The organism is Streptomyces sp. NPDC002206, assembly GCF_053593595.1.
On sequence record NZ_JBSFCW010000010.1, the window covers coordinates 79,012 to 103,680 of the forward strand.

21 protein-coding genes and 3 pseudogenes are annotated in these 24,669 nt (G+C 68.0%); 8 read left to right on the top strand and 16 right to left on the bottom strand.

Translation table 11 applies throughout. The annotated features are described in order from the left end of the window. Positions 1-494 precede the first annotated feature (494 nt). Positions 495-1,004 (top strand): DinB family protein, encoded by a 510-nt coding sequence (locus ACWCP8_RS20240; RefSeq protein ID WP_352268001.1) that lies wholly within the window; start codon positions 495-497, stop codon positions 1,002-1,004. A gap of 395 nt (positions 1,005-1,399) precedes the next feature. Here ACWCP8_RS20240 and ACWCP8_RS20245 read toward each other — a convergent pair whose 3' ends face one another. From ACWCP8_RS20245 to ACWCP8_RS20280, 8 genes and pseudogenes are all read right to left on the bottom strand, one after another. Beyond that, positions 1,400-1,714, bottom strand: coding sequence for a hypothetical protein (locus ACWCP8_RS20245; protein WP_352268002.1), 315 nt, complete (start codon positions 1,712-1,714; stop codon positions 1,400-1,402). A 251-nt stretch (positions 1,715-1,965) separates the two neighbouring features. Continuing rightward, entirely contained in the window at positions 1,966-2,907 is a 942-nt protein-coding gene (gene ku, locus ACWCP8_RS20250; protein WP_451117254.1) for a non-homologous end joining protein Ku, read from the bottom strand. Positions 2,908-3,408: 501 nt separating this feature from the next. Further along, positions 3,409-3,972, bottom strand: a complete 564-nt coding sequence (locus ACWCP8_RS20255) for a hemerythrin domain-containing protein (RefSeq protein WP_451117256.1) — start codon at positions 3,970-3,972, stop codon at positions 3,409-3,411. A 326-nt stretch (positions 3,973-4,298) separates the two neighbouring features. Beyond that, positions 4,299-4,502, bottom strand: a complete 204-nt coding sequence (locus tag ACWCP8_RS20260) for a CDGSH iron-sulfur domain-containing protein (protein ID WP_451117258.1) — start codon at positions 4,500-4,502, stop codon at positions 4,299-4,301. A gap of 40 nt (positions 4,503-4,542) precedes the next feature. Next, entirely contained in the window at positions 4,543-4,734 is a 192-nt protein-coding gene (locus tag ACWCP8_RS20265) for a hypothetical protein (RefSeq protein ID WP_451117260.1), read from the bottom strand. An 84-nt stretch (positions 4,735-4,818) separates the two neighbouring features. Further along, positions 4,819-4,932 (bottom strand): annotated as a pseudogene (locus ACWCP8_RS20270) (LLM class F420-dependent oxidoreductase); the annotation flags it as partial. Positions 4,933-5,322: 390 nt separating this feature from the next. Continuing rightward, positions 5,323-5,496 carry a CsbD family protein gene (locus ACWCP8_RS20275; RefSeq protein ID WP_352268007.1) on the bottom strand — a complete coding sequence of 58 codons (174 nt, stop codon included), beginning with the start codon at positions 5,494-5,496 and terminating at the stop codon, positions 5,323-5,325. 429 nt (positions 5,497-5,925) lie between these two features. Then, complete coding sequence (locus ACWCP8_RS20280; protein WP_352268008.1) at positions 5,926-6,297, bottom strand: hypothetical protein; 372 nt, start codon at positions 6,295-6,297, stop codon at positions 5,926-5,928. 1,321 nt (positions 6,298-7,618) lie between these two features. On the opposite strand from ACWCP8_RS20280, the gene dnaK reads away from it, so the two are divergent. Both dnaK and grpE read left to right on the top strand, forming a co-directional pair. After that, positions 7,619-9,487, top strand: coding sequence for a molecular chaperone DnaK (gene dnaK, locus ACWCP8_RS20285; RefSeq protein WP_451117262.1), 1,869 nt, complete (start codon positions 7,619-7,621; stop codon positions 9,485-9,487). After that, a complete protein-coding gene (gene grpE / locus ACWCP8_RS20290; RefSeq protein WP_451117264.1) occupies positions 9,484-10,095 on the top strand; it encodes a nucleotide exchange factor GrpE in 612 nt (203 codons plus the stop codon). The genes dnaK and grpE overlap by 4 nt, the downstream gene beginning before the upstream one ends. Before the next feature lie 181 nt (positions 10,096-10,276). Here grpE and ACWCP8_RS20295 read toward each other — a convergent pair. The 6 genes and pseudogenes from ACWCP8_RS20295 to ACWCP8_RS20320 all read right to left on the bottom strand — a co-directional run. Further along, positions 10,277-10,598 (bottom strand): annotated as a pseudogene (locus tag ACWCP8_RS20295) (transposase); the annotation flags it as partial. A gap of 141 nt (positions 10,599-10,739) precedes the next feature. After that, positions 10,740-11,303 (bottom strand): N-acetyltransferase family protein, encoded by a 564-nt coding sequence (locus ACWCP8_RS20300; RefSeq protein ID WP_451117438.1) that lies wholly within the window; start codon positions 11,301-11,303, stop codon positions 10,740-10,742. A gap of 621 nt (positions 11,304-11,924) precedes the next feature. Further along, the gene (locus tag ACWCP8_RS20305; RefSeq protein WP_352268012.1) at positions 11,925-12,707 is read right to left on the bottom strand and encodes a sigma-70 family RNA polymerase sigma factor family protein; all 783 of its coding nucleotides are present in this window, start codon (positions 12,705-12,707) and stop codon (positions 11,925-11,927) included. Positions 12,708-12,899: 192 nt separating this feature from the next. Next, on the bottom strand, positions 12,900-13,796 hold the full coding sequence (locus ACWCP8_RS20310) for an RNA polymerase sigma-70 factor (protein WP_352268013.1): 897 nt from the start codon (positions 13,794-13,796) through the stop codon (positions 12,900-12,902). 177 nt (positions 13,797-13,973) lie between these two features. Beyond that, positions 13,974-14,396 (bottom strand): annotated as a pseudogene (locus tag ACWCP8_RS20315) (FAD-binding protein); the annotation flags it as partial. Between the two features lie 304 nt (positions 14,397-14,700). Then, the gene (locus ACWCP8_RS20320) at positions 14,701-15,897 is read right to left on the bottom strand and encodes an NAD(P)/FAD-dependent oxidoreductase (protein WP_451117267.1); all 1,197 of its coding nucleotides are present in this window, start codon (positions 15,895-15,897) and stop codon (positions 14,701-14,703) included. Positions 15,898-16,728: 831 nt separating this feature from the next. On the opposite strand from ACWCP8_RS20320, the gene ACWCP8_RS20325 reads away from it, so the two are divergent. Then, positions 16,729-17,040 (top strand): STAS domain-containing protein, encoded by a 312-nt coding sequence (locus ACWCP8_RS20325; RefSeq protein WP_352268016.1) that lies wholly within the window; start codon positions 16,729-16,731, stop codon positions 17,038-17,040. Between the two features lie 279 nt (positions 17,041-17,319). On the opposite strand, the gene ACWCP8_RS20330 is transcribed toward ACWCP8_RS20325, so the two are convergent. Then, positions 17,320-18,027 carry an alpha/beta hydrolase gene (locus tag ACWCP8_RS20330; RefSeq protein WP_352268017.1) on the bottom strand — a complete coding sequence of 236 codons (708 nt, stop codon included), beginning with the start codon at positions 18,025-18,027 and terminating at the stop codon, positions 17,320-17,322. Positions 18,028-18,350: 323 nt separating this feature from the next. Here ACWCP8_RS20330 and ACWCP8_RS20335 point away from each other — a divergent pair, with 323 nt between their 5' ends. Then, positions 18,351-18,815 (top strand): SRPBCC family protein, encoded by a 465-nt coding sequence (locus ACWCP8_RS20335; RefSeq protein WP_451117269.1) that lies wholly within the window; start codon positions 18,351-18,353, stop codon positions 18,813-18,815. A 485-nt stretch (positions 18,816-19,300) separates the two neighbouring features. Next, on the top strand, positions 19,301-19,942 hold the full coding sequence (locus tag ACWCP8_RS20340) for a hypothetical protein (protein ID WP_352268019.1): 642 nt from the start codon (positions 19,301-19,303) through the stop codon (positions 19,940-19,942). 457 nt (positions 19,943-20,399) lie between these two features. Here ACWCP8_RS20340 and ACWCP8_RS20345 read toward each other — a convergent pair whose 3' ends face one another. Then, on the bottom strand, positions 20,400-20,879 hold the full coding sequence (locus tag ACWCP8_RS20345) for a DUF2000 family protein (RefSeq protein WP_451117271.1): 480 nt from the start codon (positions 20,877-20,879) through the stop codon (positions 20,400-20,402). Positions 20,880-20,931: 52 nt separating this feature from the next. Here ACWCP8_RS20345 and ACWCP8_RS20350 point away from each other — a divergent pair, with 52 nt between their 5' ends. After that, entirely contained in the window at positions 20,932-21,732 is an 801-nt protein-coding gene (locus ACWCP8_RS20350; RefSeq protein WP_451117440.1) for an AraC family transcriptional regulator, read from the top strand. Positions 21,733-22,129: 397 nt separating this feature from the next. Beyond that, positions 22,130-24,454, top strand: a complete 2,325-nt coding sequence (locus ACWCP8_RS20355) for a SpoIIE family protein phosphatase (protein WP_451117273.1) — start codon at positions 22,130-22,132, stop codon at positions 24,452-24,454. Positions 24,455-24,669 lie beyond the last annotated feature (215 nt).

A 24,669-nucleotide genomic window follows, 5' to 3' on the forward strand; every position in this document is an offset into this window, starting at 1 on the left:
CTCGCGGCACCGCGATCGACGCCTTCGCCGGTCGGCCAACCCGCCGCTGCCGTGACCGCCCTTCCGCGATTCTCCGGAGCACCCACTCCGACGGTGGTCCAGCTCTGGCTCGGCGAGGGCCCGTTCGGCTCCCCGTGCAGCTCCGGCCGACCCGTGAACGTGTTCCAACGTGTTCGTCGCTGGTCACCTGCGCGTGATGGATGAGGGCGCCCGCGGTGTCGGCAACGTGCCCGGCCTCATGCACCACGCTCAGCAGCCTGATCCGGCGTCGGGCGAGCCCGAGCATCTCGATCACCTGCGCAGCAGGCGTGCGCTCCTGCCAATCTCGATACGTCAGCCGGCTCATCGGGCACCACCGATGGCCCCGGGGCGGGTCCCGCGTCGTTCACCACCCGTGGTGACAGTCGGGTCCGGCGGACGGCCCTCCCCTGGGGACAGCCGAAGGGAGTGGATACTGGGCTCCGAGATACGGCCACGGACGAGGGGTACGACCAGTGACCAGCGACAATCGCATAGGACCGCCCAGTTCTGGCAGCGAACGCGACATGCTGCGGGCCTTCCTCGACTACCACCGTGCGACCCTCGCCATGAAGTGCGAAGGGCTTACCGACGAGGAACTGCGGCAGCGCTCGATGCCGCCGTCGACGCTCTCACTACTCGGTCTGGTACGGCACATGGCAGAGGTGGAGCGCGCTTGGTTCCGTCGAGTGTTCGAGGACAACGACGCGCCCATGGTCTGGTCCGACAAGACCGACTTCCAGGCGGCGTACGACGCAAGCGCATCAACCAGGGACGAGGCGTTCGACGCCTGGGAGGCCGAGGTGGAGAAGTCGCGCTCCATCGAGCGGGAGGCTGACTCTCTCGACCTGGCCGGGTACCAGCCACGATGGGACGAGGAAGTATCGCTGCGGATGGTGATGGTGCACGTCCTCCTCGAGTACGGCCGCCACAACGGACACGCGGACTTTCTGCGTGAAGGGCTCGACGGGACTGTGGGCGCCTGAATCCGCGCGGCCCGCTCCCCGGGTCTTCCGTGGTGCGAGGACGGGCCTCCTGCCGGTCGATCCCGGCCCGCTGGAAGTGGATGGCGCACCGGCGCGGAACGGGTCGTCCATGCCGTCCCGCGCTGCGCCCGACTGACCGTAGACCTGGTCTGGCTGTTGGAGCCCGCGGCGGCCGCCGCGGTCACTCGGACGATCGTCGACCCCCAAGCCTGGGAGCTGCACGAAAGCATCGAGCCGCCAAAGCTCGACCGGCCGAAGCGCCCCGCGGTCACCAGGGCAACACTGCCGCTGCCGCCCGAGACGAACACCCGCGTCGAACTGGTTATCGAGCTACCGGCCCGATACCGGATCGACGCGCGGATACGTGAGAGCGCGAGCCGGGCTTCGGGAACAGTTCAATCTGATTCGCGCGCGAGTTCGAGTGCAAGGGCCTGAAGAATTTCCTCCGTCGATGTCGCAGATACTGTCTCGTCATAGGCGTCCGCAACGGCCTGGAACGCGAGCACGAATCCGGTGATCAGTGCACTGAGCGGCTGAGAGAGCTGGCCCAGAACAGACAGCCCGACCTCACGCGGACCCGCGGCGGCAGACACGATGAAATGCTCGGGAACCACTTCGCCGAGCAGGTCCGAGACATAGTCGGTTCCGACCCCGCTGCGCAGTGCGGTGAGCGCCGCGATGGCCTTGAGTTTGATCTCGTTCTCGGTCATGGGACGAGGGTAGGAGCAAACCTCAGCACTTGGGCGGCACGGACATCCTTGCGATGTTGGGTGGTCATTCACTATCGCCTGCAGCCGGGTCAGGGCGCAGCCGGCAGACCAGGTGTCCCAGCAGCCTTGCCTGTCTCCGGGTCGCAGGGATGACTTCACCGACGAACCACGGCCTCGGGCGGCAGGCTGCCGGGAGTGGCGAGCACGGGAGCGATCTGCGGCAGGCTGATCATGACGGTGCCCGCGCTCGGTCAGGACGCGCTGCGTTTCTTCGCGGACGTCTTCCTGGCCGTGCCCTTCTTCGCAGCTGCTGTCTTCTTCGCCGTGGTCTTCTTCGCCGGGACAGCCTTCTTCGCGGCTGGTTTCCTGCTGGGCCGTATCTCGTGCACAGTGGCGTCCCCGGCGTGCTCACTGCGGCTCTTCTTGGCCGCCTCCACCGAGGCGTTCAGGGCGGCCATCAGGTCCACGACCTTGCCGGACTCCCGCTCCTTGTTTTCGGCCGGCTCCCGGAGCTCCTTGCCCTCGGACTTTGCCTCGATCAGCCTTTCCAGCGCGTCGCGGTACCGGTCCCGGAATCCGGAGATGTCGTCCATGGCCATGGTGTCAGTGAGCTGTACGGCACGTTCGATCTCGGCGTCGTCCAAGTCGGTGACCTTGGGCGCGAGTGATTCGGGGCTGCGGATCTCGTCCGGCCACCGCATCGAGTGCAGCACGATCGCGCCTTCTCGTACCCGCAGCAGGCCGAGGCGTTCACGGCCGTGCCAGGCGAATTTCCCGACGGCGACCTTGTCGGAGCGCTCCAGGGCCTTGCGGAGCAAGGTATACGGCTTCGCGGCGACCTGTCCGTCGACCGCGAGGAAGTAGGAGTCGGTGATCCGGATCGGGTCGATGGTGTCGGCGTCGACGAACGCCACGATCTCGATCGCCTTCGCCGTCGGCAGCGGCATTTCCGCGAGCTCTTCGTCGGTGACCGGGACGACCTGGTCCGCGCTGATCTCGTAGCCCTTGCCGATCTCCTCCTGCGATACGACCTCGTCCTCGATCTCGCACACCTTCCGGGTGCGGCCCCTGCCCATGTCCTCAAGGTGTACCTGGTGGAAGTGCAACGAACGGTCCTCGGTCGCACTGATGATCTTGATCGGGATCGTGACCAGGCCGAACGAGATGGCGCCGGTCCACAGGGGCCGCAGCATGCGTTCCTCCAGGCCCCCTGACTGTGTGGGCCGGGAAGCGGACCGGAGCGCCGGGGAAGGGACCGACCTGCACAAGGTCGGGGCGCAGCCGGGCCACCGCCCGTAATCCGATCCTTGCGCGAGCCGGCCGTGATCGCATACGCAGACGTCGAAGGATGCCGCTTCACGGTGCCGTGGCTACCGCGATGGGACTGCTCACCACCGGACACCCGATCGGGCGACGGACGGCACCGTCCGTCACACGACCAATGGGGGTCTCTCCTGCTCGAACGGAGTTCAGAGCTTGGGGCAGGTCGTGCGGGGCTACCGGACCGTCCAGGCCCGGACCCGGCACCCCAGGGACGCGGGGGAACCCACCCACCGACAACGGACCGGCGTCCCCTGGAGAGCCTTCACACAGCGGGAAGCGAAGCGGGGAACTCAGTGCATCCAGGACCGTTCGGGATGGGTCCGCTACGCAGCAGCGTGTCCAGGATTCATTCGCGGACACTGGTTGACGGTTCAGCCTGTGGTCCCGCGGCTGCTGAGCAGGTCGCGTACGCGGTCCACCAGTCCGACGCCGGGCGCGAGCAGCTTGTTGGCGGGCGGGGTGTCCGGAAGGGAGGGGTGCGGTCGGGTGGGGGCCACCTCCTTGGCCCGGCGCACCAGCCGCCCCAGCTCGTCCAGCTTGTCGGATGAGAACGACTCCGCGAGTCTCGGGAACAGCTCGTGCTCCTCCTCACGCACGTGGGACGCGACCTCGAACTTGAGCTTCGCAACGATGTCGTTGAACTGCGGATCGTCGGCGTGCAGGTCTTCGAGATCCTTGAGCATCTGCTCGACCTTGGCGTGATCGGCGAGTTCCTTGTCCGCCAGTGCCCCACCGTGCGGAACGTGCTTGCGTACCGTCGGATACAGGTACATCTCCTCGGCGACGGAGTGCCGCACAACTTCCGCGGTCAGCCGGTCCGCCAGCTCACGTCGCCGCGGATGGTCGACCGGCTGCGCTTCGATCTGCGCGAACAACTCCTCCAGCTCACGATGATCGGCCGTGAGTTCCACGATCACATTGCCGCCGTGTCCCATGACAGTCCCTTCCTCGGGTGCGTCGCCCTCCGCGAACCGGAGCCGCAGACACCCAGACAACAGGCCAGGGAAGCAAAACCTGCGCTCTGCGCGCGAAGACGGACAGGCACTCACCTCCCCGGCGCAGCCACGCCCCAGGCACACCCCAGCGTTCCCGCTTCCCTGCGGCCTGGCGCGCCCACAAGCTGGTACTGGAGGGCGTCGGCCCCTCGCCATTCGGCCCACATCGAGATGCCGAAAATCGCTCCCAGCCGACGAGGCTGCCCCGCTCCGGTCAGAGCGATACCGAACGGCAGTTGCTCGGCACCCGGCGGGACGGCGAGTCCTCACTCCGCGTGCCGCTCCGAGGCCGGCGGTGGGGCCTTCCGCTTCTTCCGGCCGCGGTGGCTCGTGTCGCACCAAGGGAAGATGAGGCTCCGTCGGCAGGTGCACAGCGCGACGGCAGGCCGGTCCGAGCGAGCAATGGTGCCGTCCTCCTGGACGACTTCGACGGGCCCTTCCACAAGCATGGGTCCGGCCGGCTCCTGCATGACGTGTCGAGCAGCCGCCCGGGGTGCGGTCCCTGGTTCATTACGGCCGTCCTGCACGGATCACCACCAGTTCCTCTTTCTCCTGGCCGTGCTCGATCAGGCCCTGGACCTGAAGCCAGTCGGCCCGTTCACGCAGCACAGGCCCGAGCCAATACGCCGGTACCGGTACCCACGTCGAGCACTTCGGCTCGGGGGGTGACGGATGTTCGCGCCGCAGAGCGGATATCAGCATGGCCGTGTCTTCCTGCGGCGCGTAGACACCCGAAGACTTGCGGAGTTTCACTGTCGCGTCCGGCTCTCAGAGCTCGCGCAGAGAGTGGTCCGAAGTGACGGAGAAGTCGAACCCGGCCTGCTCGGCGCTCCCCATATGCTCGACGCGCTCACGCGGACCGGCCGGCTCGGTCATCATCGTGCATCCGACCAGCATCATGGAACGCTCCTTGCCGATCCCTTGGCTCCGCAGCATGAGCTGTCCGACTCGGGGCACCTGGGTCGCGTGACGAGACCGCCCCCGGACCCGAGGACTCACGCAGGGACTTGTGAACCCGTCCACCCCGCCATGGCTGTCCTTTTGCGCAACACGAACGCTCAGTACAGCCATGGCAGGCGTGGGACGACGGGGCGGGCGCGATGACTCCACCTGTGGAGAGACGTGCATGACGGGTGATCGGCCTCCGAGCCGGTGTCGCAAGCGACTCGGACTCGGCGTTCGCTGAACGCCGGCGAAGTTCGGTAGCACCGAAATCTGAAACCCCGGCGCGCGAGCGTGAAGCCCGGATGCCGTCACCCCGGCTGCGCGGTCCTTCCTGCGCCCAGGCAACTACCGTCCGGACTTCTTCAACCGCTCAGCTGCCTTGGCTGCGGTCTCCTGGGCCTTGCCCGTCAATCGCTCACTGCGACCCTCAGCCTGCATGCCCTTGTCGCCCACGGCATCGCCGGCGGTCTCCTTCAGCTTGCCCTTGACCTGCTTGGCCTTCGCCTTTGCCTTACTCATAACGATGCTGTCCTTCACTGTGAGGGGGACTGACGTACCAACCCTGCGCCGATCACTCTGAGGCCGCAATCGGTGAGGTGCCGCGCGCACGAGCAACCGGGCAAGGAAGGGTCGTAGGGGCGCACGCACGCCTGCGGCCGACCGCGCACCTGGTCGGCGCCGTCGACTTGAGTACGCCGGATGAGGTGGCCGCCGTTCGTGTCGGACACGGTGAAGAGCGCCGTCGGGGTCGCGGATGAACGGTTCGATGCGGCGTGGCAGAACCGTCCGGGAGCACATGTCCCCTGACGCAACGGCGACACCTGCTGCCGATTCCCCCGTCCGGGTGGCGGGTTCCAGCGGGGCACAGTCCCCCGGGCTTCAAGTCCCGGACGGGCAAGGAGGAGTCGGCCATGGAGGGTCCGATCAGCGGCATCAAATCACCGGCGCTCACGTTCCCAGACGATCCCGCGGGACCAGGGGCAGCAGAACCCGCATCGCCCCCTCAGGGTCGGGGACGGAGATCGCCAGCCTGCTGAACGGTGCACACCGGCGCAGTTCCACACACAGCACCGGCGCGCCGGCCCGTACCAACGCGAAGTCCTGTCCCTCCGGAAGTGGGCGGATACCCGCGCACAGCCGGCCAGGAATCCAGGTGCCCCGACCGCGCCCACCGCGAAGCGCCCGCCACCAGTCGGGCTCGAGATACAGCCGGCGAAGTGCCGATCCCGGTACCCGCACATCGCGGTGGCGTGTCACCACCTTCTCCCACCACGACAGGCGAACAACGATATCGGTGCCCTCCACTACCACCCGCGCCATGACCACTCTCCTCATTGTCGTGTTGCGAGGAAGACAGGACCTGGTGCCTCGTCCGAGCCCCTTCGCGATGCTGCAAACCCGGTCCCGGTCTCCATCGCGCCGTCAAGAATTTCCCTCAGCAAGGCGCGACCCTGAACAGCCGACGGTTGCCGATTCCACGTCGATCGGGCCACGGTGGCTCTTCTGCAGCCGCCGACTGCTCCGGGACCGCCGCACCACCGCAGACATGTCCGACGGCTCCAATCCCGTCGTCCACAGGGCCGGCCGGGCGATCGGCGCCGCACGCGGCCGCACGGCCCCGTGCGCGATCGAACTGACCTCAACCGTCACACTCCTGGAGATCTGCACGGGAGCGACCTGTCGACGAGGAAACGGGAGACCTCTCCGGCGCGGACACGTCCCCTGATGTCCTCTCGCGTCAGTGAGACCAACCGGGCCGAGTTCGCATCCTTTGTAGCCCGGTGGTGACTCGGTCCCAGGGATTGATCACATCGTCGGCGAGGCGGCGTACTCACGGACTCTGCCGACACTCGCACCGGTCGGCCGCGGGAAGCTCCGTGACGCGGAACCGGTGGCCCTGGCCGGCGGTGGTTTCGGCGCCAGGTGCCGCTGGTGAAGTGCTGGTGAGTCGTTCGAGCTCACGGAACGGGTCGGTGCTCATCAGGGCCCGCAGGGTCGAGGCGCCACCGAGCAGGCCGGTGACATGGCGAACGGGGACAATGGCCCCAGGGAGTAGCAGCACGGTGGCCGCCCGGTACTCCGAACCGGTTCGCCCCCGGATTGCAGGGCCGCCGACGTCAGGGCGTCCCCTCCTTGACGAACGCACATATCCCTCTGCGCTCCCGTCACCGCGCAGCGTGAGGAGGGCCGGCGGGATGAATGCGGAAGGCGTCGATTCCGTGCTGGGGCAGGCTCTGGAGCGGTTGGCCCGGCCGGCCGAGGCCGGCCGCGCCCTGGCCGGCAGACTGGAGCTCCGAGAGGGGCTGCGTCGGCTGTGTGACGTCGTTGTTCCCAGCTCGGGGACTGGTGTGCGATCGACCTCGGCGACGCCGCCCGCCTCATCGAGCCGCTCGCTCATGCGCGCCCCTATCTGGAGGACCTCCGCGATCTTGCCGACGGCGTGGACCTCCTCGTCCAGCAGATCGAGAAGTTGCGCAGGCACGACAACCGGCAACGCCGCGATGTGAGCGTGGCCCCCGAGCAGGCCAGCCCGAACGCGGCACTGCGGCACAGGCCAGGGAGGTGAACCTTACTTGACCCAAGTGCACTCAGGTTTTATCAATGGAAGGGCATCAAGCATTGCCGGGAAAGGGAGGCAGTGATGGCACGGGCTGTGGGTGTTGACCTGGGAACGACGAACTCCGTGGTGTCTGTGCTCGAGGCCGGTGAGCCGACGGTCATTGCGAATACCGAGGGTGCGCGGACCACTCCGTCGGTGGTGGCGTTCGCCAAGACGGGTGAGGTGCTCGTCGGCGAGATCGCCAAGCGGCAGGCGGTGACGAATGTCGAGCGCACCGCGCGGTCGGTCAAGCGGCACATGGGAGAGGCGCAGTGGCGTTTCCCCGAGTCCGGCGACATCGATGGCAAGCGATACACCGCGCAGGAGATCTCCGCACGCGTGCTGCAGAAGCTGAAGCGGGACGCCGAAGCACATCTCGGGGAGGACGTCACCGACGCGGTGATCACCGTCCCGGCGTACTTCAACGACTCTCAGCGCACCGCGACCAAGGAGGCAGGCCACATCGCGGGCCTGAATGTGCTGCGGATCATCAACGAACCGACGTCCGCGGCGCTGGCCTACGGCCTGGACAAGGAGAACGACCAGACGATCCTCGTGTTCGACCTCGGTGGCGGCACCTTCGACGTATCCCTGCTGGAGATCGGCGAGGGCCTGGTGGAGGTCAAGGCGACCAATGGCGACACGCACCTCGGAGGTGACGACTGGGACCAGCAGATCGTCGACCACCTGGTGAAGCAGTTCAAGAACGGCTACGGCGTTGACTTGTCCAAGGACAAGATGGCGCTGCAGCGTCTGCGTGAGGCCGCTGAGAAGGCGAAGATCGAACTGTCGTCCGCGACCGAGACGACGATCAACCTGCCCTACATCTCGGCGTCGGCCGAGGGCCCGCTGCATCTGGACGAGAAGCTGACACGTGCGCAGTTCGAGCAGCTCACGGCCGCCCTGCTGGAGCGCTGCAAGGGTCCGTTCCACAACGCGATCAAGGACGCCGGGATCAAAGTGGCGGACATCGATCACGTGATCCTGGTGGGCGGTTCGACGCGGATGCCGGCAGTGACCGGGCTGGTGAAGGAGCTGACCTCCAAGGATCCGCACAAGGGTGTGAACCCGGACGAGGTCGTCGCCATCGGTGCCTCGCTCCAGGCCGGTGTCCTCAAGGGTGAGGTCAAGGACGTTCTGCTCCTCGACGTCACGCCGCTGTCCCTCGGTATCGAGACCAAGGGCGGCATCATGACGAAGCTCATCGAGCGCAACACCACGATCCCGACCAAACGGTCCGAGATCTTCACGACGGCCGACGACAACCAGCCGTCGGTGCAGATCCAGGTCTACCAGGGCGAGCGCGAGATCGCGGCGTACAACAAGAAGCTCGGCGTATTCGAGCTGACCGGTCTGCCGCCGGCCCCGCGTGGTGTCCCGCAGATCGAGGTCGCGTTCGACATCGACGCCAACGGCATCATGCACGTCGCTGCCAAGGACCTCGGCACCGGCAGGGAGCAGAAGATGACCGTCACCGGTGGCTCCTCGCTGCCCAGGGACGACATCGACCGCATGGTGCAGGAGGCCGAGCAGTACGCGGAGGAGGACCGGCGGCACAGGGAGGCCGCCGAGACCCGCAACCAGGCGGAGTCTCTGGTCTACCAGACCGAGAAGCTGCTGCGGGACAACGCGGACAAGATCCCCGGTGATGTGAAGACGGAGGTGGAGGCCGCGCTCACCGAGCTGAAGGAGAAGCTCAAGGGCGAGGACACCACCGAGATCCGTACCGCCACCGAGAAGGCAAGTGCGGCCGCGCAGCGCATCGGCACCGCCCTGTACGCACAGACGCAGGGCGAAGCCGGTGGGGGCGGCGCGGCCGACAGCAGCACGGCTGGGGGCCCGGGCACCGGCGAGGAGGACGTCGTCGATGCCGAGATCGTCGATGACGAGCGGAAGGGAGGCGCCGGATGAGCAAGGAGCCGGACCTCAGGCATCAGGGTGAGCGGTCACCTGTGGTGGTGCGCGATGTGCGCAGGATCGACCCGGTCATCCTGCAGTCCCGGCGACGCCAGGATGTGTCCGGTACGGACGGAGTCGGTCAGGGAGGACAGGACTCCGGCCGGACCGATCGGGCTGAGGCCGCACGGCTGCGTGAGCAGATCACGGAGCTGACCGAGGATCTGCAACGGGTGAAAGCCGAGTACGACAACTACCGAAAGAGGGTGCGCCGCGATCGTCTGGCGATCCGGGAGATCGCGGTGGTCAATGTGCTCACCGGCCTGCTTCCGGTCCTGGATGTTGTGGAGGCGGCTCGCAGGCAGGGCGACGACAACGGCGCCGCGGCGGTCCTCTTCGACGTACTCGATGAGCGGCTGGCGGCGCTGGGGCTGCGGACCGTCGGTGCAGCGGGTGAGCCCTTCGACCCGAACATCCATGAGGCAATCGCCTATCGCACCTCCGGTACGGACCATGAAGCCGTGTGCACCGAGGTGCTGCGCCACGGCTACCGCGTCGGCGACCGCCTCCTGCGCCCGGCCCAGGTGGCGGTGGCAGGACCCGCCCCTGCCGCACGCCCGTAGCCCTGCATGTGGCAATTCCCGAGGCCGAGTAGGGAGTGCCTCACGCAGCAGCACCGGCATGCGGTGCACCTGGACCACAGCCGGCCGTCGGGAACGAATGCCTCGTGGCGGACCAGGTCGATCAGTTCGGCCTCGGTCAGCCAGTCATGCCAGGCAATCTCCGAAGTATCGGGGGTGACTGTCTCCGGCACGAGCGGAAGTCCGGGGCCTGATCGGCGGGAAGGAACCGGAACGCGATGTCTTCGGCGCAACTGCGCTCGATCGCCCGGGAGAAGCGCACGCCAGTGGCATGGCCGTGGATCAGCAGACGCAGCATCAGCCCGGGCTCGTAGGGCGGGTAACCGCGCTTCTCGGTGGAGTCGGCTGGGACGGGCCTCAGGTCCAGCACCTCGTCGACCACGTCGGTGACGAACCGGGCCAGGTGGTCCTGGGGCCGCCGGTCGTCCAGCGACGAGGGTGGTGAACGGGCCCCGGTGCGGGTCGAACGCCCTGACCGCTTGTCCACCCCGGCCTGACGACCCTGCGACTGTTCCTCTCGACCGGCTCGACCTTGAACAGCCCGTCCCCACCAGGCATACCGTCCTCATCCCGCACGACAGATCACGAAGCGCAGACGGGTCGTTTCCCTGTCTTCGTGTGTGGTGTCAGCCTTGTCGGCGGAAGTCCAGCATGTAGAAGACCTTGTCGTAGCGGTGTTCACCGACGGCGACGAAGTCGGGCAGACGGCCGTACTCGGTGAAGCCCAGCGACCGGTAGAGGCGCAGGGCGTCGCTGTTGTCGCCACGGGCGTCCAGGGTGAGGACCTCAACACCCGCCCGCCGGGCGTCAGCGATCAAAGCAGCGGTCAGCGCCCGGCCGACGCCACGCCCCTGGACGGCAGCAGCCACCGCGATCTTCTCCAGATCAGCGTGCGGTCGATGAGTCGGCCGCGCGTAGCGCAGCCAGTACCCCAACCCGACAAGCCGACGGTCAAGGTAAGCGGCACGCAGGGCCCCGTCTCCGTCCTGCACGGCAGTGACGACGTGGCCGAGGCGTTCCGCCACCTCATCCCGCGAGGGGGGCTCGACCCAACCCAGCGCAGCACCTCCACGGACCAGGTCCGCCAGGATCCGGTGGGCCGACTCCACGAACCGGGCTTCCAGTTCCGGATCGGACGTCAGTTCCGCCACGTCGAGCATGGCAGGTTCAGCAGCCCCGCTGCTGGTCATGGCCGTATTCATGAGCGGCAGCCTAAGGGCTGTCCCGTAATCCCTGGTGGATCAGCGCGCGGCGTCAGATGCGGTGCATCGCAAGGCGGAGGGGCGTCCTCATACTGGGCATATTCGGGCGTTCCGACAACGCGGCAAGGTGCCGTAGCTGTCGTCGTGCGCCCGCCAGGGATTACGGGACAGCCCTTAGCCAGCCCAAGAACCAGCCGGAGTTCCTGCACCGCAGCCTCAGCCGAGCCCCGTTACTGACCCACGCTCCTGGCCACGCGGAACATCATGGAGGATCCGGGGGTCATCGGCTCGCACAACAGTCAGCCTGTCCGCCGAACGCGTTTCGCGCGCCGGGGTCAGCGGTCGGCGATGTCCTCGCGGAGCCCGTCGGAGAACTCCCACCACGACAATAGCGGCGACGTGCAGTCGATCGGAACGCTCGCATTGGACGGATCAGGACAGGAGCGCGCACGTGAGCACGTCGTAGGCACACAACGCCGGCTGCCTGGAGCCACGGGAACCCGTCAAAGGATGCGCCGACGCGTCGCCCTGTTGGGTGACAGCACCTGTCGCAGTGACCAGGGGCCGGACGGAGCGCCCGGGCTTGCCGACGGTCGGGGTTCGGCGTGGTCAGCTGCGGTTCCAGCTGCGGAGCTTGTCGGGGTTGAGTACCACCCATATGTCGGTGATCTTCTCGTTTTGCACGTGGAAACTGACGACACCGGACACGGCGGTGTCGTGGCGGAGGACCAGACCGGTCTTGCCGTTCACGGATTGCAGGGTGGCTTCGAGCTCGGGGTGCTGCACCAGTACGCCGAGCATGAAGCGGGCCGTACGCTCCGCGCCGTGGATCGGGTTCAGGGCAGCGCGAACCTTGCCGCCGCCGTCGCTGAGTGTAGTGGCGTCCGGGTCGAGCAGCGAGACGAGAGTGGTGAGGTCGCCGGTGTCGCAGGCGGCCCGGAAGGCCGTGACGATGCGGGTGTGCACATCGGACGCAATCTCCCGTCGACGCCGGTGGCGCACGTGCCGCCAGGCGGAGGACGCGAGTTTCCGGCACATCTGCGGGGTACGGCCGACGATCGCAGCAATTTCTCCGAACGACAGGGCGAACATGTTGCGCAGGACAAACGCGACTCGCGCCGCAGGCGTCAGGGATTCCGGCACGACCGTCAGCGCCGTGTTCACGGACTCGCCGAGCGTGATCCGGTCCAGCGCCCTCACCGGAGTCGAAACCACGGTGATCGTCCTGTCCGGCACCGGCTCGGGCAGCCACTCACCCACATACAGCTTCCGCCGGTGCCGGGCGGAGTCGAAGATGTCGAGGCACATGTGTGCAGCGACGCGCGTCAGCCCCATCTGCGGTGCTTCGAGGACCTCAGCACGGGACAGGTCCTCTTCCTGGTTCTCATCCATGAGGGATGGTCCTTTCTGCCGGGTCGTCGGACGACGGCCGCCGGGCTCGCGTCGGATGCCGGGGCGGACGCGGTCCTCGCAGAAGCGGCGGGAAAGGGCCGCCCAGCCGCTGCATGGCCCCGATGCGCCCCTGTCTCCTCCGCCGGACCAAGCTGATCATCCGTGCCCGTCGGGAGGGGCGGGACGGAAGGCTCAGGCGGCCATGGCGGCGAGTTTCGACGGGTTCATCATCCACAGCACCCGGTCGATACCGTCTTCGATCACGCTCACCGTGACAACGGCGAACACGTTCCCGTCACGGTACAGAAGCACCGCGGCCCGGCCGTTGGTCTCGACCGGCTCCACCGTCACACCGGACCAGAAGGTGTCGGCGAACGCGTGGACGTACCTCGCCACACGGTGACGGCCCACAACGGGGAACTTCGACGCCCGAACGGCTCCTCCGCCGTCGGAATACGAGACGACGTCCTGTGCGAACAGCTCCTCCAATGCGGTCACGTTCCCTGTCTGTGCGGCCGCCACGAACGCGGTCAGGAACCGCTGATGCTCGGCAGCCGCGACACTCGCACGTTTCTCCGCGGCCAGATGCTTCCGCGCCCGGCTCACCAACTGGCGTACGTTCGCATTCGTCTGACCGATGATCTCCGCGATCTGCTCATACGGGTAGTCGAACGCCTGCCGCAGAACGTATGCCGCCCGCTCCGTAGGAGTGAGCTTCTCCAGCAGCATCAGCACCGCAACCTCCAGAGCCTCCTCGCGCTCGGCGCCCAGCGCCGGGTCACTGCTGGTGTCGACCGGCTCGGGCAGCCACGGACCGACGTAGGTCTCACGGCGGACCCTCGCGGATTGCAGGACGTTGATCGCGAGCCTCGTCGTGGTCGTCGCGAGGAACGCCTGTGCGTTCTGCACCTTGGACCGGTCGTAGGTCTGCCAGCGGATCCAGACCTCCTGGAGGATGTCTTCCGCCTCGCTGACGCTGCCCAGCATTCGGTAGGCGATCCCGAACATGCGACCGCGGACATTGCGGAACACCGCCTCGGCCTCCTGAAGGCTCTCGGCGTCTTCCGCTGGATCGTTCTTCGACGACATGGTTCGTGACCCTTGCTACTCGACGGGTTTGCCGGCGGTCGAGACCTCGCGCATGAGCGCCACGATGTCGTCGGGGATCGACGGGATGGCCTCCCGTTCCACCGGCCCGGGACCCGACCACACCAGATTGACCTGCAGCGCGGGGTCGAGATCCGGTGAGTCGGACCGGTTGTGACAGCCGCGCCCCTCCTTGATCTCCACGTACGGGGCGAGCGTCACCCGGTCCCGGGTGGAGAACTCCATGCGCTCCGGGTCGTAGCGCGACATGAACCGCTGGCCGAGCCCGCTGCACAGGATCTCGCCTTCGCCGTGCGCCGTCCCGGAGGCGAGCGTGCCCGCCGCGTTCTCCGGGTGCAGGATGCCGGAGGCCTTGAGGGTGTCGGCGGCGTGCTGTTGCCAGGCGTCCCCGGGGTCGATCGTGGCGAGGGCAGTGTCGATCCCGTCGGCCTCGAGCGAGGTGTGTGCATCCGCCTTCGGCCGCTTGCCCACAGCGAGGACGTCGACCCTGGGTTCAGCGAGTTCGATGGTGGCGCGCAGGCCGGATCCTCCCGTCCCGATGACGAGGTCGGACGTGGCGACCCACCGTCCGGACGTGTACATGAGTGCTCCTCGGCCGTCGCTGGAACGTGCTCCTCCATAGCTATGACCGAGTAGGCCATTGATGTGTGACTCGATCTCTCGAAGCCGACGGCACAGAACCCGAACGGCCGACATGGATCGTGGAAGGGCTCTCACCTGCGGATCCTGCCGGAATCCGCCGCTCGTGGGACCGGCGCCGGTTGCCCAGCCGGCCACGAGACAGGCATCGCGCTCACCACGCGAGTGCGATGCCTGTCCGCGATGCCGTCCGTCCGCGCCGCCGGCAGTGATCCTCCGGCGGCGGGATGCGGGGCCGCCCGCGCTGTCAGAGGTTGGAGAAGCGGCCTGCCTGGGCGAGGATCTGCTCGGCGTCATCGACCGGGGGGTAGATCCACCGCGCATTGATGTCCCGCTTGAGGGACTTGGCGCCTTCGCCGGTCATCTGGACCGTGCGGTCCCAGCCCTGTGTGACCACGGCGCCGGCCGGCCCGAGATCCAGGCAGATGCCGTAGGGATCGGGGGTGAAGGGCAGCGGGTCGGTGCCCAGAAGGTCGGCGGCCACGTTGTGTCCGGCGAACTTCCCCATCGGCTGGGCGTGCTGGCAGCTCTGCGTCGTGTAGTGCCCTTCCTCCGCGAGGGCGGAGGCGGTGTCGCCGGCGGCGTAGACGTCAGGGACTCCCGTCACCCGCAGGTAGGCGTCCACGCTCAGCCGTCCCAGACGGTCGCGTTCCCCCGGGATCTGTGCCGTCAGAGAACTGGCGACCATGCCGGCCGTCCACACGACGGTGGCTGTGGGGATCACCTCACCGTCCGAGAGGGTGACGTCCTCGGGGGTGGCCGATGCGACGGTGCGTCCCAGACGTCGCTCCATCTTCAGTTCGTCGACCGCGCCGTCGATCTGCGGGCGGGGTCCAGGACCGAGCTCCGGTCCGAGGACGTCGGCGCGGTCGACCAGGACGACCCGCACCTCCTCGCCCGCGCCGTGCGCGTCGGCGATCGCCCGCAGCCGTTCGCCCAGGCCGGTGGCCACTTCCAGGCCGGTGAAGCCGGCGCCCACCACAACGGCCGTGTACCGGCCCGGGGACGGCGCCCGCTGCGGCAGCCGCCGCAGGTGATGGTCGAAGGCGGCCGCCGCGGACAGCGTGTCGACGTCGAAGACGTTCCGTGCACCCGGGAAGTCGGGGCGCACCAGCCGACTGCCGGCGGCCAGCACGAGCTTGTCGTACGACAGGGTCAGATCCTCGCCTGCTCGCCCGACGGCCCGTACCGTACGGGCCCCGGTGTCGATACCGGTCACCGTCGCCGTGACCCGGCGCACACCGATGGGCCCGAGAACACGGTCCAGAGGCACCCGCTTGCTCTCCGGGTCCTCTTCGTAGAGACGGGGACGCACGACCAGATCGTCACCACCACTGATCAGGGTCACCCGCACCTCCTCGCCTGCCTCACGCATGGCTCGCACGGCTCCTGCCGCGCTCCACACGCCGGCGAATCCTCCACCGATGACAAGGACATCCTTCATTTCTTCTCCTGTGCCGTGTTGACGTTTCCGCACCATTGACAAGACGGCGAGGCGAAGTGTGACAGCACGGAGAATCTGACGTGCATCTCTCCTGCCGGGCCACCGGACCCAGAGCGTGGTCGCCGCTGCCGGCCGGGAAGGCGGGGCGCAACACTTCGCACGGCCCGAGGCCGTGCCCGCGTCGACCCGGAAACGACCCACCGCACCCTGGTCGGCCGGAAGCTCGTTTACGTGACGCCCTCAGGTGGAGCACCATGATCGGTTCCCGACCTCCACTCCCCCGCAATGTGACCGAGCAACTCAGCCTGCGCGGGCCGAGTTCGCGCACGGCATGCCCCGGATGAGGCGCGCAGCGTGACCCGGCCCGGTCGGCCAACCGAGCCGAGACCAAATGCCCGTCATGTCACAAATTATGAGGCTGGTCGGTCATAGCCGACGAACCCGCAACTGCGATTGCAACCGGAGCACTCATGGCCACCACGGAACGTCGGTTCTCGATGGTTCTCGTGATCGACACGGGAGGGTCCGGTATTCGCGCTGTCACGCCTGGCGCTGACCGGCGGGGTGAGCGGCACAGCTCTTCGCCGGTGGTCCTACCCACCTCGTGTCGGAGCGAGTACCGATCGCCGCGTCGGCGAGGTGACAGGACCAGGACCCCTCGTTTCGGCCCCGGGCCCATGGAAGCGAACGCCCAACCGCAAGCGAAAGGTGAAGTCGATGTTCTCCAACTGCCAGGAGCAGCCTGTCTCCCCACCCCATCGCCGTGGCTGCCCCGGAAATCGACCGACCACATCCTCGGGTATCAGGCCGTTCTGTATCCACGTCACGCGTATGCACAGCGGTCGCGTCGTCCTTGCCGTGACGGGCGCTGTGGACCGGGCCACTGCCGGCGCACTGCGAGCCACCGCTTTGGAGGAAATCGAAGCGGGCGCCCGGAAATTGGTCCTGGACTTTACATACCTGTCCTTCTGGGACTCCAGTGGCATGGGAGCTGTCGCGTCCGCATACCGCAGCGCGACTCACGTCGGTGCGTCAGTCGCCCTTGCAGGTCTCTCGCCGACATTGGAGAAAACTTATCGACTGACCGGGATGGACAGCGTGGTCCCGCTCCACCGCGACGTGTGCACGGCCCTCACGGCATAGGGCAGTTCGCCCCGCACCGGCCGGCGACTCGACACGGAATCCGTTCCAGAAGCAGCCCGTGTACGTCAGGAACATGCATCCCACGCATCGGGCCCGGCCGGCCCCCGCGACAGCGTGCGCTCCGGGCAGACAGCCCGCCCGGGCCGTCTCACGGGACGGGCTCCGGCCCAGCAGAGCAAGCGTCCTCCCCTCTCCGGCGCCGCGATCAGGTGTGCGCCTCGGATTCGATGACGTGCTGCCCTATGCCATCGGCTGCGGCCGCGGACAGCAGTGCCGCCGTCAGGTGTGGAAACCGGGCGTCGTGGTGAGCTCGAGGAGGTGCCGGGCGGTGCCGGCGGGGTCGACGATCTGGTGCAGGTGCGCGCCGGGCAGGTGTGCGGTCCGCCAGCCGCGTTCGCGGGCGTCGGTGGCCATGTCGTCGTACGGGGGGCCGAACAACAGGTAGGAACAGGGGTGGTCGTCCCAGTCGTCGGGGACCGGGATGCGCTGCTCGTAGTAGGCGAGTGGAAGCGTGGGCTGCTCGGCGATGACCTTCTGCCGCATCGCCGGGTCGGAGAACATGGGCGCGATGTCAGCCTCGTCCCACCAGTCGGTCCAGCGCGGCAACATGCCGTCCACCGCCAGGGGACGGAGGAACTCCAGCAGCTCGAGTGGGGCAACGGGGGTCTGTCCGATGCGGGCCGGTAGAGCGGCATCGACGAAGACCGAGCCGTTCACCGGATGGTCGAGCCCCGAGCGGATCGATGGGAGGAAGAGACCCGCGTTGCTGTGCGCCACCAGCACGATTGGGTGATCCGTCGGGATCTCCCGGAGGTCGTCACGGACGGCGTCGGCGATCCGGGGCCAGAACGGTGGTCCGTCGGCGCCCACGTGCAGCAAGGACGGTACGCGCACCTGGTATCCCGCGGCGGCCAGCTGTTCCGCCACCGGGTGCCAGGTGGAGGGACCCACCGACGGACTGTGTACGAGAACGAAGATCGGCTGCATGCGAGCATCCTGTCGCCACGCCGCTGACGGTCGCGACCGACTCGGCTGACGGCGAACACCCGGCGGACGGATCGGCATGCCTTCGGAATCGTCACCCACTTCCGAGGTGAGGAGCGTTCGGTGAACACGCGAGCATGTCGGCAGCTGTTCGTTTTCTCCATGCAAGCGAGCGGCGACGTGCCCACGCGTTTGATCCGCACACGCGAGCGAACCCAGCTGAGCGGTCCCCTCCCCGGACGAGATCCTCGCGGACTCCGGCAGGGCGCACCCCGGTGCACCGCTGCAGCAGGCGGCCACCGGACCCCGGTGGTTCCATGGGATTCATGACCAGCAGGACAGTCGTCGTCGAGCGCCGCATCGCCGCAGCCCAGGGGACCGTGTGGGAAGCCCTCACCGATCTCAGGGGCATGGAGCAGGTGCTCAGCAGCGTGTCGAAGACCGAGGTTCTCACAGACGGAGCCTTTGACGTCGGCACGCGGTGGCGCGAAACCCGGCGCATGTTCGGCAAGGACGCCACCGAGGAGATGTCGGTGACCGCGAGCGAGCCGCCCGGGCGCTACGTGGTGGAGGCCGAATCCCACGGCACCCACTACGTCTCGGAGTGGCAGCTGCGGGCGGACGGCCCGGCCACAACGACGGTCCGTATGACGTTCAGCGCCGTGCCGGCCGGCGGCTTCACCGGCCTGCTCGCCAAGGTCCTGGGCGGCGTGGGCGCACGGGCTGTGAGCAAGGCGATCGCGAAGGACCTCGACGACGTCGCCACGGCGGTAGAGGGCCGCAGCAGCTGAACCTCCCGCTGCCTGACGGACCCTGGGACCGATCACAGCAGGCAGCCGGAGATGCCGGTGGGCGGTCTCGCAAAATCGTTGCCATGGGACCCACGTTCGAACACCTTCAAGAGCCGGTGCCCGCCGCAGCGCAAGTCCCATCTGCCCCGTGTACCGGGATACCGGAGAAGTCACCTGGCACCTGTCTCCCGAGCAGGCCGGAGTGGGCCGCACGGCGGCTCAGCAGTGACAGCGCCCCGGTCGGCCTCGTCGTTGCATGACCCGCATCTGTTGGTTCCTCACCCTTAAGGGAAGGGTGAGACATCACTCGACTGGCACATCAGGGCTCTACTCGTGCGTACTATCTCTAGACACTGCTGCACATTGCGGCAGTTGTGTCCTGCGGGTGTCCCGGTCAGCACAGACGGGGCACCTGCCTCCACCCGCTCGCGGACCGGGTTCGTGCTTTCACCGCCTTACCCGCGAGCTGCAGAAAGGCCCATGACATGTCTGAAATTCAGTTCCACACCACAGGACTGGCGTCGCAGTACATCACCCAGGTGACGGGCGACCTTGAGCGCAACGTCAAGGAGCAGGAACGCATCAGTGCGGAAATCGAGGCGCTGCAGGAGCAGTTGGGTGCTTTGCAGCACGACCACTCCGTGCTGGTGAGCATGCAGGAGGCACTTGGCGGCGCGAGCCCCGCCGGCGAGGCAGCCACCACCGCCGCGCCGACCGTGCCGCGCCAGGCCACCGAACCCCGGCAGAGCAAGCCGAAGAAGGCGGCCACCACCGCGAGCGCAAAGGCGGCGACGGCATCAAAGAAGAGCGCCGCCAAGGCCTCATCCGCGAAGGCCCCGTCCGTGAAGGCCCCCAAGGCAGACACCAAGCCGACCCTCGTCAACCTCATCCGCGGTCACCTGGAGCAGCAGAGCGAGCCGCGCTCCGCCACCGAGATCTCCGCCGCGCTCACGAAGGCCCACCCCGACCGCGGCGTGAAGACCACCGTTGTGCGTACCACCCTCGAAGGGCTGGTCGCCAAGAGCCAGGCTCAGCGCACCAAGCAGGGATCGTCCGTCTTCTACACCGCGACGGCTGCTTCGGAGCCTGCTGCGGCCGACTCCCAGCAGGAGGCAGTGGCTGGCTGAGCACTCTCAGGAGCGCCCATCTCACCGCCACCAGGGGGCGGTCCGATGGCGCCCCGGCCGGAACCTCGACGTGCAGGGCCAAGTCGGCGTGCGGCGGTGCGGGAGTGGGCCTCCCCACACCGTCGCCCGCGCCCTCCGGGCCAGCACCGAGATCCTTGGATCCAACTCTCTGGACCATGTTCCGACTGACGTGTGTCAGCAGCCGTGCCGGAGCACGATGGGTGTCATCGTCGCTGCCGGCCGACTTTGGGCTGCCCGCCACACGAAACAGGACAGCTGTCATCGACGGGGCGGCCCTGTTGCGACCGCCGCCCCGTTGGCAAGCTCGTTGTCACCTTCCACGGTCACCAGCAGACCTCTCGGGCGTCTGATCCTCGTGGTGGCCGTTGTCGCTCTCTTCGGAAGGCACCTGACCGCCCGAGTACCGATGACCGGGATCGCCGGGATCTGACGTCACTCAAGGGTGCATGCGCGCGCCCTTGAGGACCTTGTCCACCGCGTTGCGTGGCCCGTAGATGGCCATCCCCACCAGATCGAGCTGGTCCTTTCCCACGGCCCGTACAGCCGCTCGGTTGTCCCGGTCGTTGCCCGTGCTGAACAGATCTGAGGTGAACACAGCCCTCGGCAGCGAGCGCGACAGCGCACGGCCGTGCACAGCGGTCAGTATCTCCTTCGTCCCTTCGAAGACCAGTACGGGCTGGCGGAACATCGGCAGGTACGCAGTGCCGTCGGCGTCCGTGTACGGCTCGCCGATCACTTCGGGTGCCACCGTGCCGAGCCCGCTGACCAGGAAGGCGGTCACATTCAGCCGCTGCCAGGACTCGAGGTCCTCGCGCAGCAGGACAGCGATCTTGGTGTCGAAGCGGACGGGCACGTTCTCATCCCCCGCCCTGTTCTCGACCCCGGTTCCGACCTCGGTCTCATCGTCATTTCTCATGCTTCGAGACTCCACGGTCCGCGCCCTCTGCGTCTTGTACGTTCTTTGCGTGATGCCCCGGCAGGAGATCTCCGCTTGGCGCCCCCCTGTCGCGGGCGTCGTGGAGGTTTTCCACGCGCACTTCACCGAGCACGCGTACCCCATGCACGTCCACGAAGCCTGGACGTTGCTGATCGTCGATGACGGCGCGGTCCGCTACGATCTGGACCGCTACGAGCGCGGCACCCCGAGCGACACCGTGAGTCTGCTCCCGCCGCAGATCCCGCACAACGGCTCGCCGGCCACGCCGCTCGGATTCCGCAAGCGCGTGCTCTACCTCGACACGACACAGCTGGACGAGAGCTTCATCGGGCCGGCGGTGGACGGCCCGGACCTCACCGATCCCGTGCTGCGCAGACGCGTCGGGCAGCTGCACACAGCACTCGCGAGCCGGGGAGACGAGTTCGAGGCGGAGAGCCGTCTGGCCTTCATCGGCGAGCGACTGCGCGAGCATCTGCGCCCCAGGCTGGCCCTCGGTAGCGCGGCGCCCGACCACAACGTCGCCCGGAGTCTGCGTGACCTCCTCGACGAGCGCCTGCTTGAAGGCATCACCCTGGAAGAAGCCGCGCGCCTGGTGCACGCCCACCCCACGCATCTCGTACGAGCCTTCAGCGGCGCCTTCGGCATCGCCCCGCACCAGTATGTGATGTCCCGTCGCGTCGACCTGGCCCGCCGTCTGCTGCTCGACGGACAGCCGGCGGGCGAGGTAGCGACTGCCGTCGGCTTCTACGACCAGTCCCACCTCACCCGGCACTTCAAGCGAGTTGTGGGCATCACCCCGGGCCGGTACGCCCGAACCGGGACCATCCGCTGATGATGGACCGCCCGCACTCGGCGCCACACCTGCGCCCCAGCGGGAAAGGCACACCGACAGCCTGAGGCCGCGCGGATCCGCCTCGGACTCCGGCCTGGGGACCAGCGAGCGCAGCAAGGCCTCACCGACCACGGCGGCCCCCTGACAAACCCATGAGGGTGCGCAGCATCCGCTCCGCTACGCGCGGCAGGGCCCGACTCGGCCCCCGAGTAAGTCCCACTCATGATCGGTGAGTTCATGTCGACGCTCCGGACCGCGATCCACCAACAAACGATCTTTGAAGGCGGACCCCGGACAGCCCCGGCGGGAAGGGGCTGAGCCAATCGGTGTAGCTGCCGGTTGAGTGAGCCTGTCGTCGACACGGGGTGGGCAGGGATGGCGGCGGAGGTGTTTGCGAATGCCCAGCGGTGACGTGCTCGTACTCATCGATGACAGTGGCCGGGTGGTCGAGTGGGGGCGTCCGGCTGAGGAGCTGTTCGGGTGGTCTGCCGAGGAGGCCGTCGGCCGGTCCGTGGCAGCGCTCATGCGTGAGGTCGCCGCTCACGGCGAGTCGCGGCGGGGCGGGTTCTCGGATGCGGCCGCGGTGCTGGTCAAGCCGGTGCTGCGAGGTACTTCTGTGATGTGGCAGGTGCTCTCAGCAGGGGACATCATGCCGGCGCAGGACGTGGCGATCTTGAAGGCTGTGTTCACCCATTCCCCGGTGGTACTGAGCCTCGACAATCAGCTGCGCGTGGTCCGCATGAGCACCGCGACCGGCGGGCTGCATGACGCGCCGATGGGACACCTGCTGGGCAAGCATTTCACCGAGGCGTGGGAACTCGCAGACCCCGAGGAAGAAGCCGCCGTGGCGCAGAGGGTCCTGGAGAGCGGAGAGCCGGTGGTGAACCGGCTCGTCCGGCGCGTCACGGCACCAGGCCGACCCACGCGCCGTATCCAGTCCTTCTCCTACTTCCGCCTGGAGGACTCCCACGACCGTGTGCTCGGACTGGTGGCATCCGCGGTCGACGTCACCGAGCGAGAGAACGCACAGAACCGACTGGCCCTCCTGGACACGGTCCGCACACGAGTGGGGCACCGGCTGAACGTGGGCATTGTCTGCCGGGAGCTGGTGGAGGCGGTAGTGCCCGCCTTCGCCGACATCGCCGACGTCGAAGTGATCGACGACGTCATCCGCGGAGACGAGCCCCCGCCGGTGCCCGTCCACCGGGACGTTCCACTGCGCCGAACCGCCTTCCAGGGCCCGATCGCGGGTCAGCCGGTCGGAGTCGTGCGCCCCCTGCCAACCGGCACCCCCTTCTCGGACGTCCTGTCCGACCTTCGGCCGCGCCTCGTGTCGATCGAGGAGGACAGCTCGTGGCTGGCCGCCGACCCGGCCCGGGCCGAAGTCATCAGGCGGTCCGGTTCGCACTCCCTGATCGTGGCGCCGCTGGCGTTGCGCGGCCATGCTCTGGGCGTGGTCAGCTTCTACCGCCACCAGCAGGAGGACCCCTTTGAAGAGGAGGATGTCGCGGCGGCGTCCGCGGTGTGTGCGCACGCTGCGCTCTGCATCGACAACGCCCGCCAGTTCATGCGCGAGTGGATTGTCGCGCGAACCGTGCAGCGCAGGCTTCTCCCCCAGCAACCGGCCACACATGCCACCGTGGACATCTCCCAACTCCACCTTCCCGCTCCGGAGAGCGGCGGCGCATGGTACGACGCGATCGCGCTGCCCGGTGCACGGACCGCACTGATCGTCGGCGACGTGGCAGGGAAAGGCATCGCCGCAGCCATCACGATGGGACTCCTGCGGACGGCCATCCGGACACTCGCCGCCCTCGACCTGCAGCCCGACGAGCTGCTGGCCCGCCTCAGCGACACCGCAGCCCGTCTCGCCGCCGCATACGCCGAACTGCCTCCCACGGCTCCCCTGGACCGCGAGCCGCTCACCGCCGGCTGCGTCATCGCGATCTACGACCCGGTCGAACGCACCTGCACCATCGCCCGCGCCGGCCTCCCCGAGCCGGTCGCGGTCCTTCGCGACAGCACCTCGGTCGACCTGTCCGTCCCCCCAGGTCCCCTGCTCGCCGAAGCGGGCAACGCCCCATTCCCCGCGACCACCGTCAGCCTCCCCGAAGGAAGCACTCTGGTGATGGGCACGGCCGCGCTCGCGGACGAGGTCCTGGCGCCATCCGGCCCACTGCGCCCACTCCTGGACGGCGCCGGCACAAGGCCCCTGCCGGACCTGTGCGACGACATCGCGCACGCCCTCGCGGACGGCCACCGGACCGGCGAGGCACTGATGCTGCTCGCCCGCACGAAGGCACTGCCCCCGGATCGCGTACTGACCCTCTCGCTGCCCGCGGACCCCGAGGCCGCACCGATCGCCCGCGCAGCGGCCCGCCACCAACTGAAGGCCTGGGGCGTGGACGAGGAGACGGCGTACACCACCGAGCTCATCGTCAGCGAGCTCGTCGGCAACGCGGTCCGTTACGGCGCTCCACCCCTGCAGCTACGGATGATCTTCGAGCAAATGCTGACCTGCGAGGTCAGCGACAACGCGACCAGCGCTCCGCAGGTGAAACACGCCCGCACCATCGACGAGACAGGCCGAGGACTGTTCATCATCGCGAGCCTTGCCGACCAGTGGGGCACCCGCCATCAACCCCAGGGAAAGACCGTCTGGGCAGAACAACCAACAGGGGTGTCAACGGAGCGCCGAAACGGTGCCGGGCGTCCTACGTGAGGACATCGTGGCCACGGTGGAGGAGCCGTCCGGCGTCGTGGAACGCCTCGCTCACCTCGATGCCGCGGCCGCGAGCTCCGCGCGGGCCTGCGCGTGCCCGGGGTGGTGCCTGAGGGAGGCTCGGGCAGCCCGGCGGGTCCGTAGGGCCAGGTCGTTGGGATGGTCAGGTCTCGTCGGAGCCGAGTCCCACCGCGCCACCAGCCGGGCCTGCCGTG

Excerpts from the sequence above, each read along its gene's own strand:
- ACWCP8_RS20260 (WP_451117258.1), bottom strand. The coding sequence starts at position 4,502 with ATGCAGGAGCCGGCCGGACCCATGCTTGTGGAAGGGCCCGTCGAAGTC.
- ACWCP8_RS20245 (WP_352268002.1), bottom strand. The coding sequence starts at position 1,714 with ATGACCGAGAACGAGATCAAACTCAAGGCCATCGCGGCGCTCACCGCA.
- ACWCP8_RS20280 (WP_352268008.1), bottom strand. The coding sequence starts at position 6,297 with ATGGCGCGGGTGGTAGTGGAGGGCACCGATATCGTTGTTCGCCTGTCG.
- ACWCP8_RS20330 (WP_352268017.1), bottom strand. The coding sequence starts at position 18,027 with ATGCAGCCGATCTTCGTTCTCGTACACAGTCCGTCGGTGGGTCCCTCC.
- ACWCP8_RS20345 (WP_451117271.1), bottom strand. The coding sequence starts at position 20,879 with ATGAGAAATGACGATGAGACCGAGGTCGGAACCGGGGTCGAGAACAGG.
- ACWCP8_RS20340 (WP_352268019.1), top strand. The coding sequence starts at position 19,301 with ATGTCTGAAATTCAGTTCCACACCACAGGACTGGCGTCGCAGTACATC.
- ACWCP8_RS20320 (WP_451117267.1), bottom strand. The coding sequence starts at position 15,897 with ATGAAGGATGTCCTTGTCATCGGTGGAGGATTCGCCGGCGTGTGGAGC.
- ACWCP8_RS20255 (WP_451117256.1), bottom strand. The coding sequence starts at position 3,972 with ATGGGACACGGCGGCAATGTGATCGTGGAACTCACGGCCGATCATCGT.
- ACWCP8_RS20300 (WP_451117438.1), bottom strand. The coding sequence starts at position 11,303 with ATGACCAGCAGCGGGGCTGCTGAACCTGCCATGCTCGACGTGGCGGAA.
- ACWCP8_RS20310 (WP_352268013.1), bottom strand. The coding sequence starts at position 13,796 with ATGTCGTCGAAGAACGATCCAGCGGAAGACGCCGAGAGCCTTCAGGAG.
- ACWCP8_RS20305 (WP_352268012.1), bottom strand. The coding sequence starts at position 12,707 with ATGGATGAGAACCAGGAAGAGGACCTGTCCCGTGCTGAGGTCCTCGAA.
- ACWCP8_RS20335 (WP_451117269.1), top strand. The coding sequence starts at position 18,351 with ATGACCAGCAGGACAGTCGTCGTCGAGCGCCGCATCGCCGCAGCCCAG.
- ACWCP8_RS20325 (WP_352268016.1), top strand. The coding sequence starts at position 16,729 with ATGCACAGCGGTCGCGTCGTCCTTGCCGTGACGGGCGCTGTGGACCGG.
- ku (WP_451117254.1), bottom strand. The coding sequence starts at position 2,907 with ATGCTGCGGCCCCTGTGGACCGGCGCCATCTCGTTCGGCCTGGTCACG.
- grpE (WP_451117264.1), top strand. The coding sequence starts at position 9,484 with ATGAGCAAGGAGCCGGACCTCAGGCATCAGGGTGAGCGGTCACCTGTG.
- dnaK (WP_451117262.1), top strand. The coding sequence starts at position 7,619 with ATGGCACGGGCTGTGGGTGTTGACCTGGGAACGACGAACTCCGTGGTG.
- ACWCP8_RS20275 (WP_352268007.1), bottom strand. The coding sequence starts at position 5,496 with ATGAGTAAGGCAAAGGCGAAGGCCAAGCAGGTCAAGGGCAAGCTGAAG.
- ACWCP8_RS20265 (WP_451117260.1), bottom strand. The coding sequence starts at position 4,734 with ATGCTGATATCCGCTCTGCGGCGCGAACATCCGTCACCCCCCGAGCCG.
- ACWCP8_RS20355 (WP_451117273.1), top strand. The coding sequence starts at position 22,130 with ATGCCCAGCGGTGACGTGCTCGTACTCATCGATGACAGTGGCCGGGTG.
- ACWCP8_RS20350 (WP_451117440.1), top strand. The coding sequence starts at position 20,932 with ATGCCCCGGCAGGAGATCTCCGCTTGGCGCCCCCCTGTCGCGGGCGTC.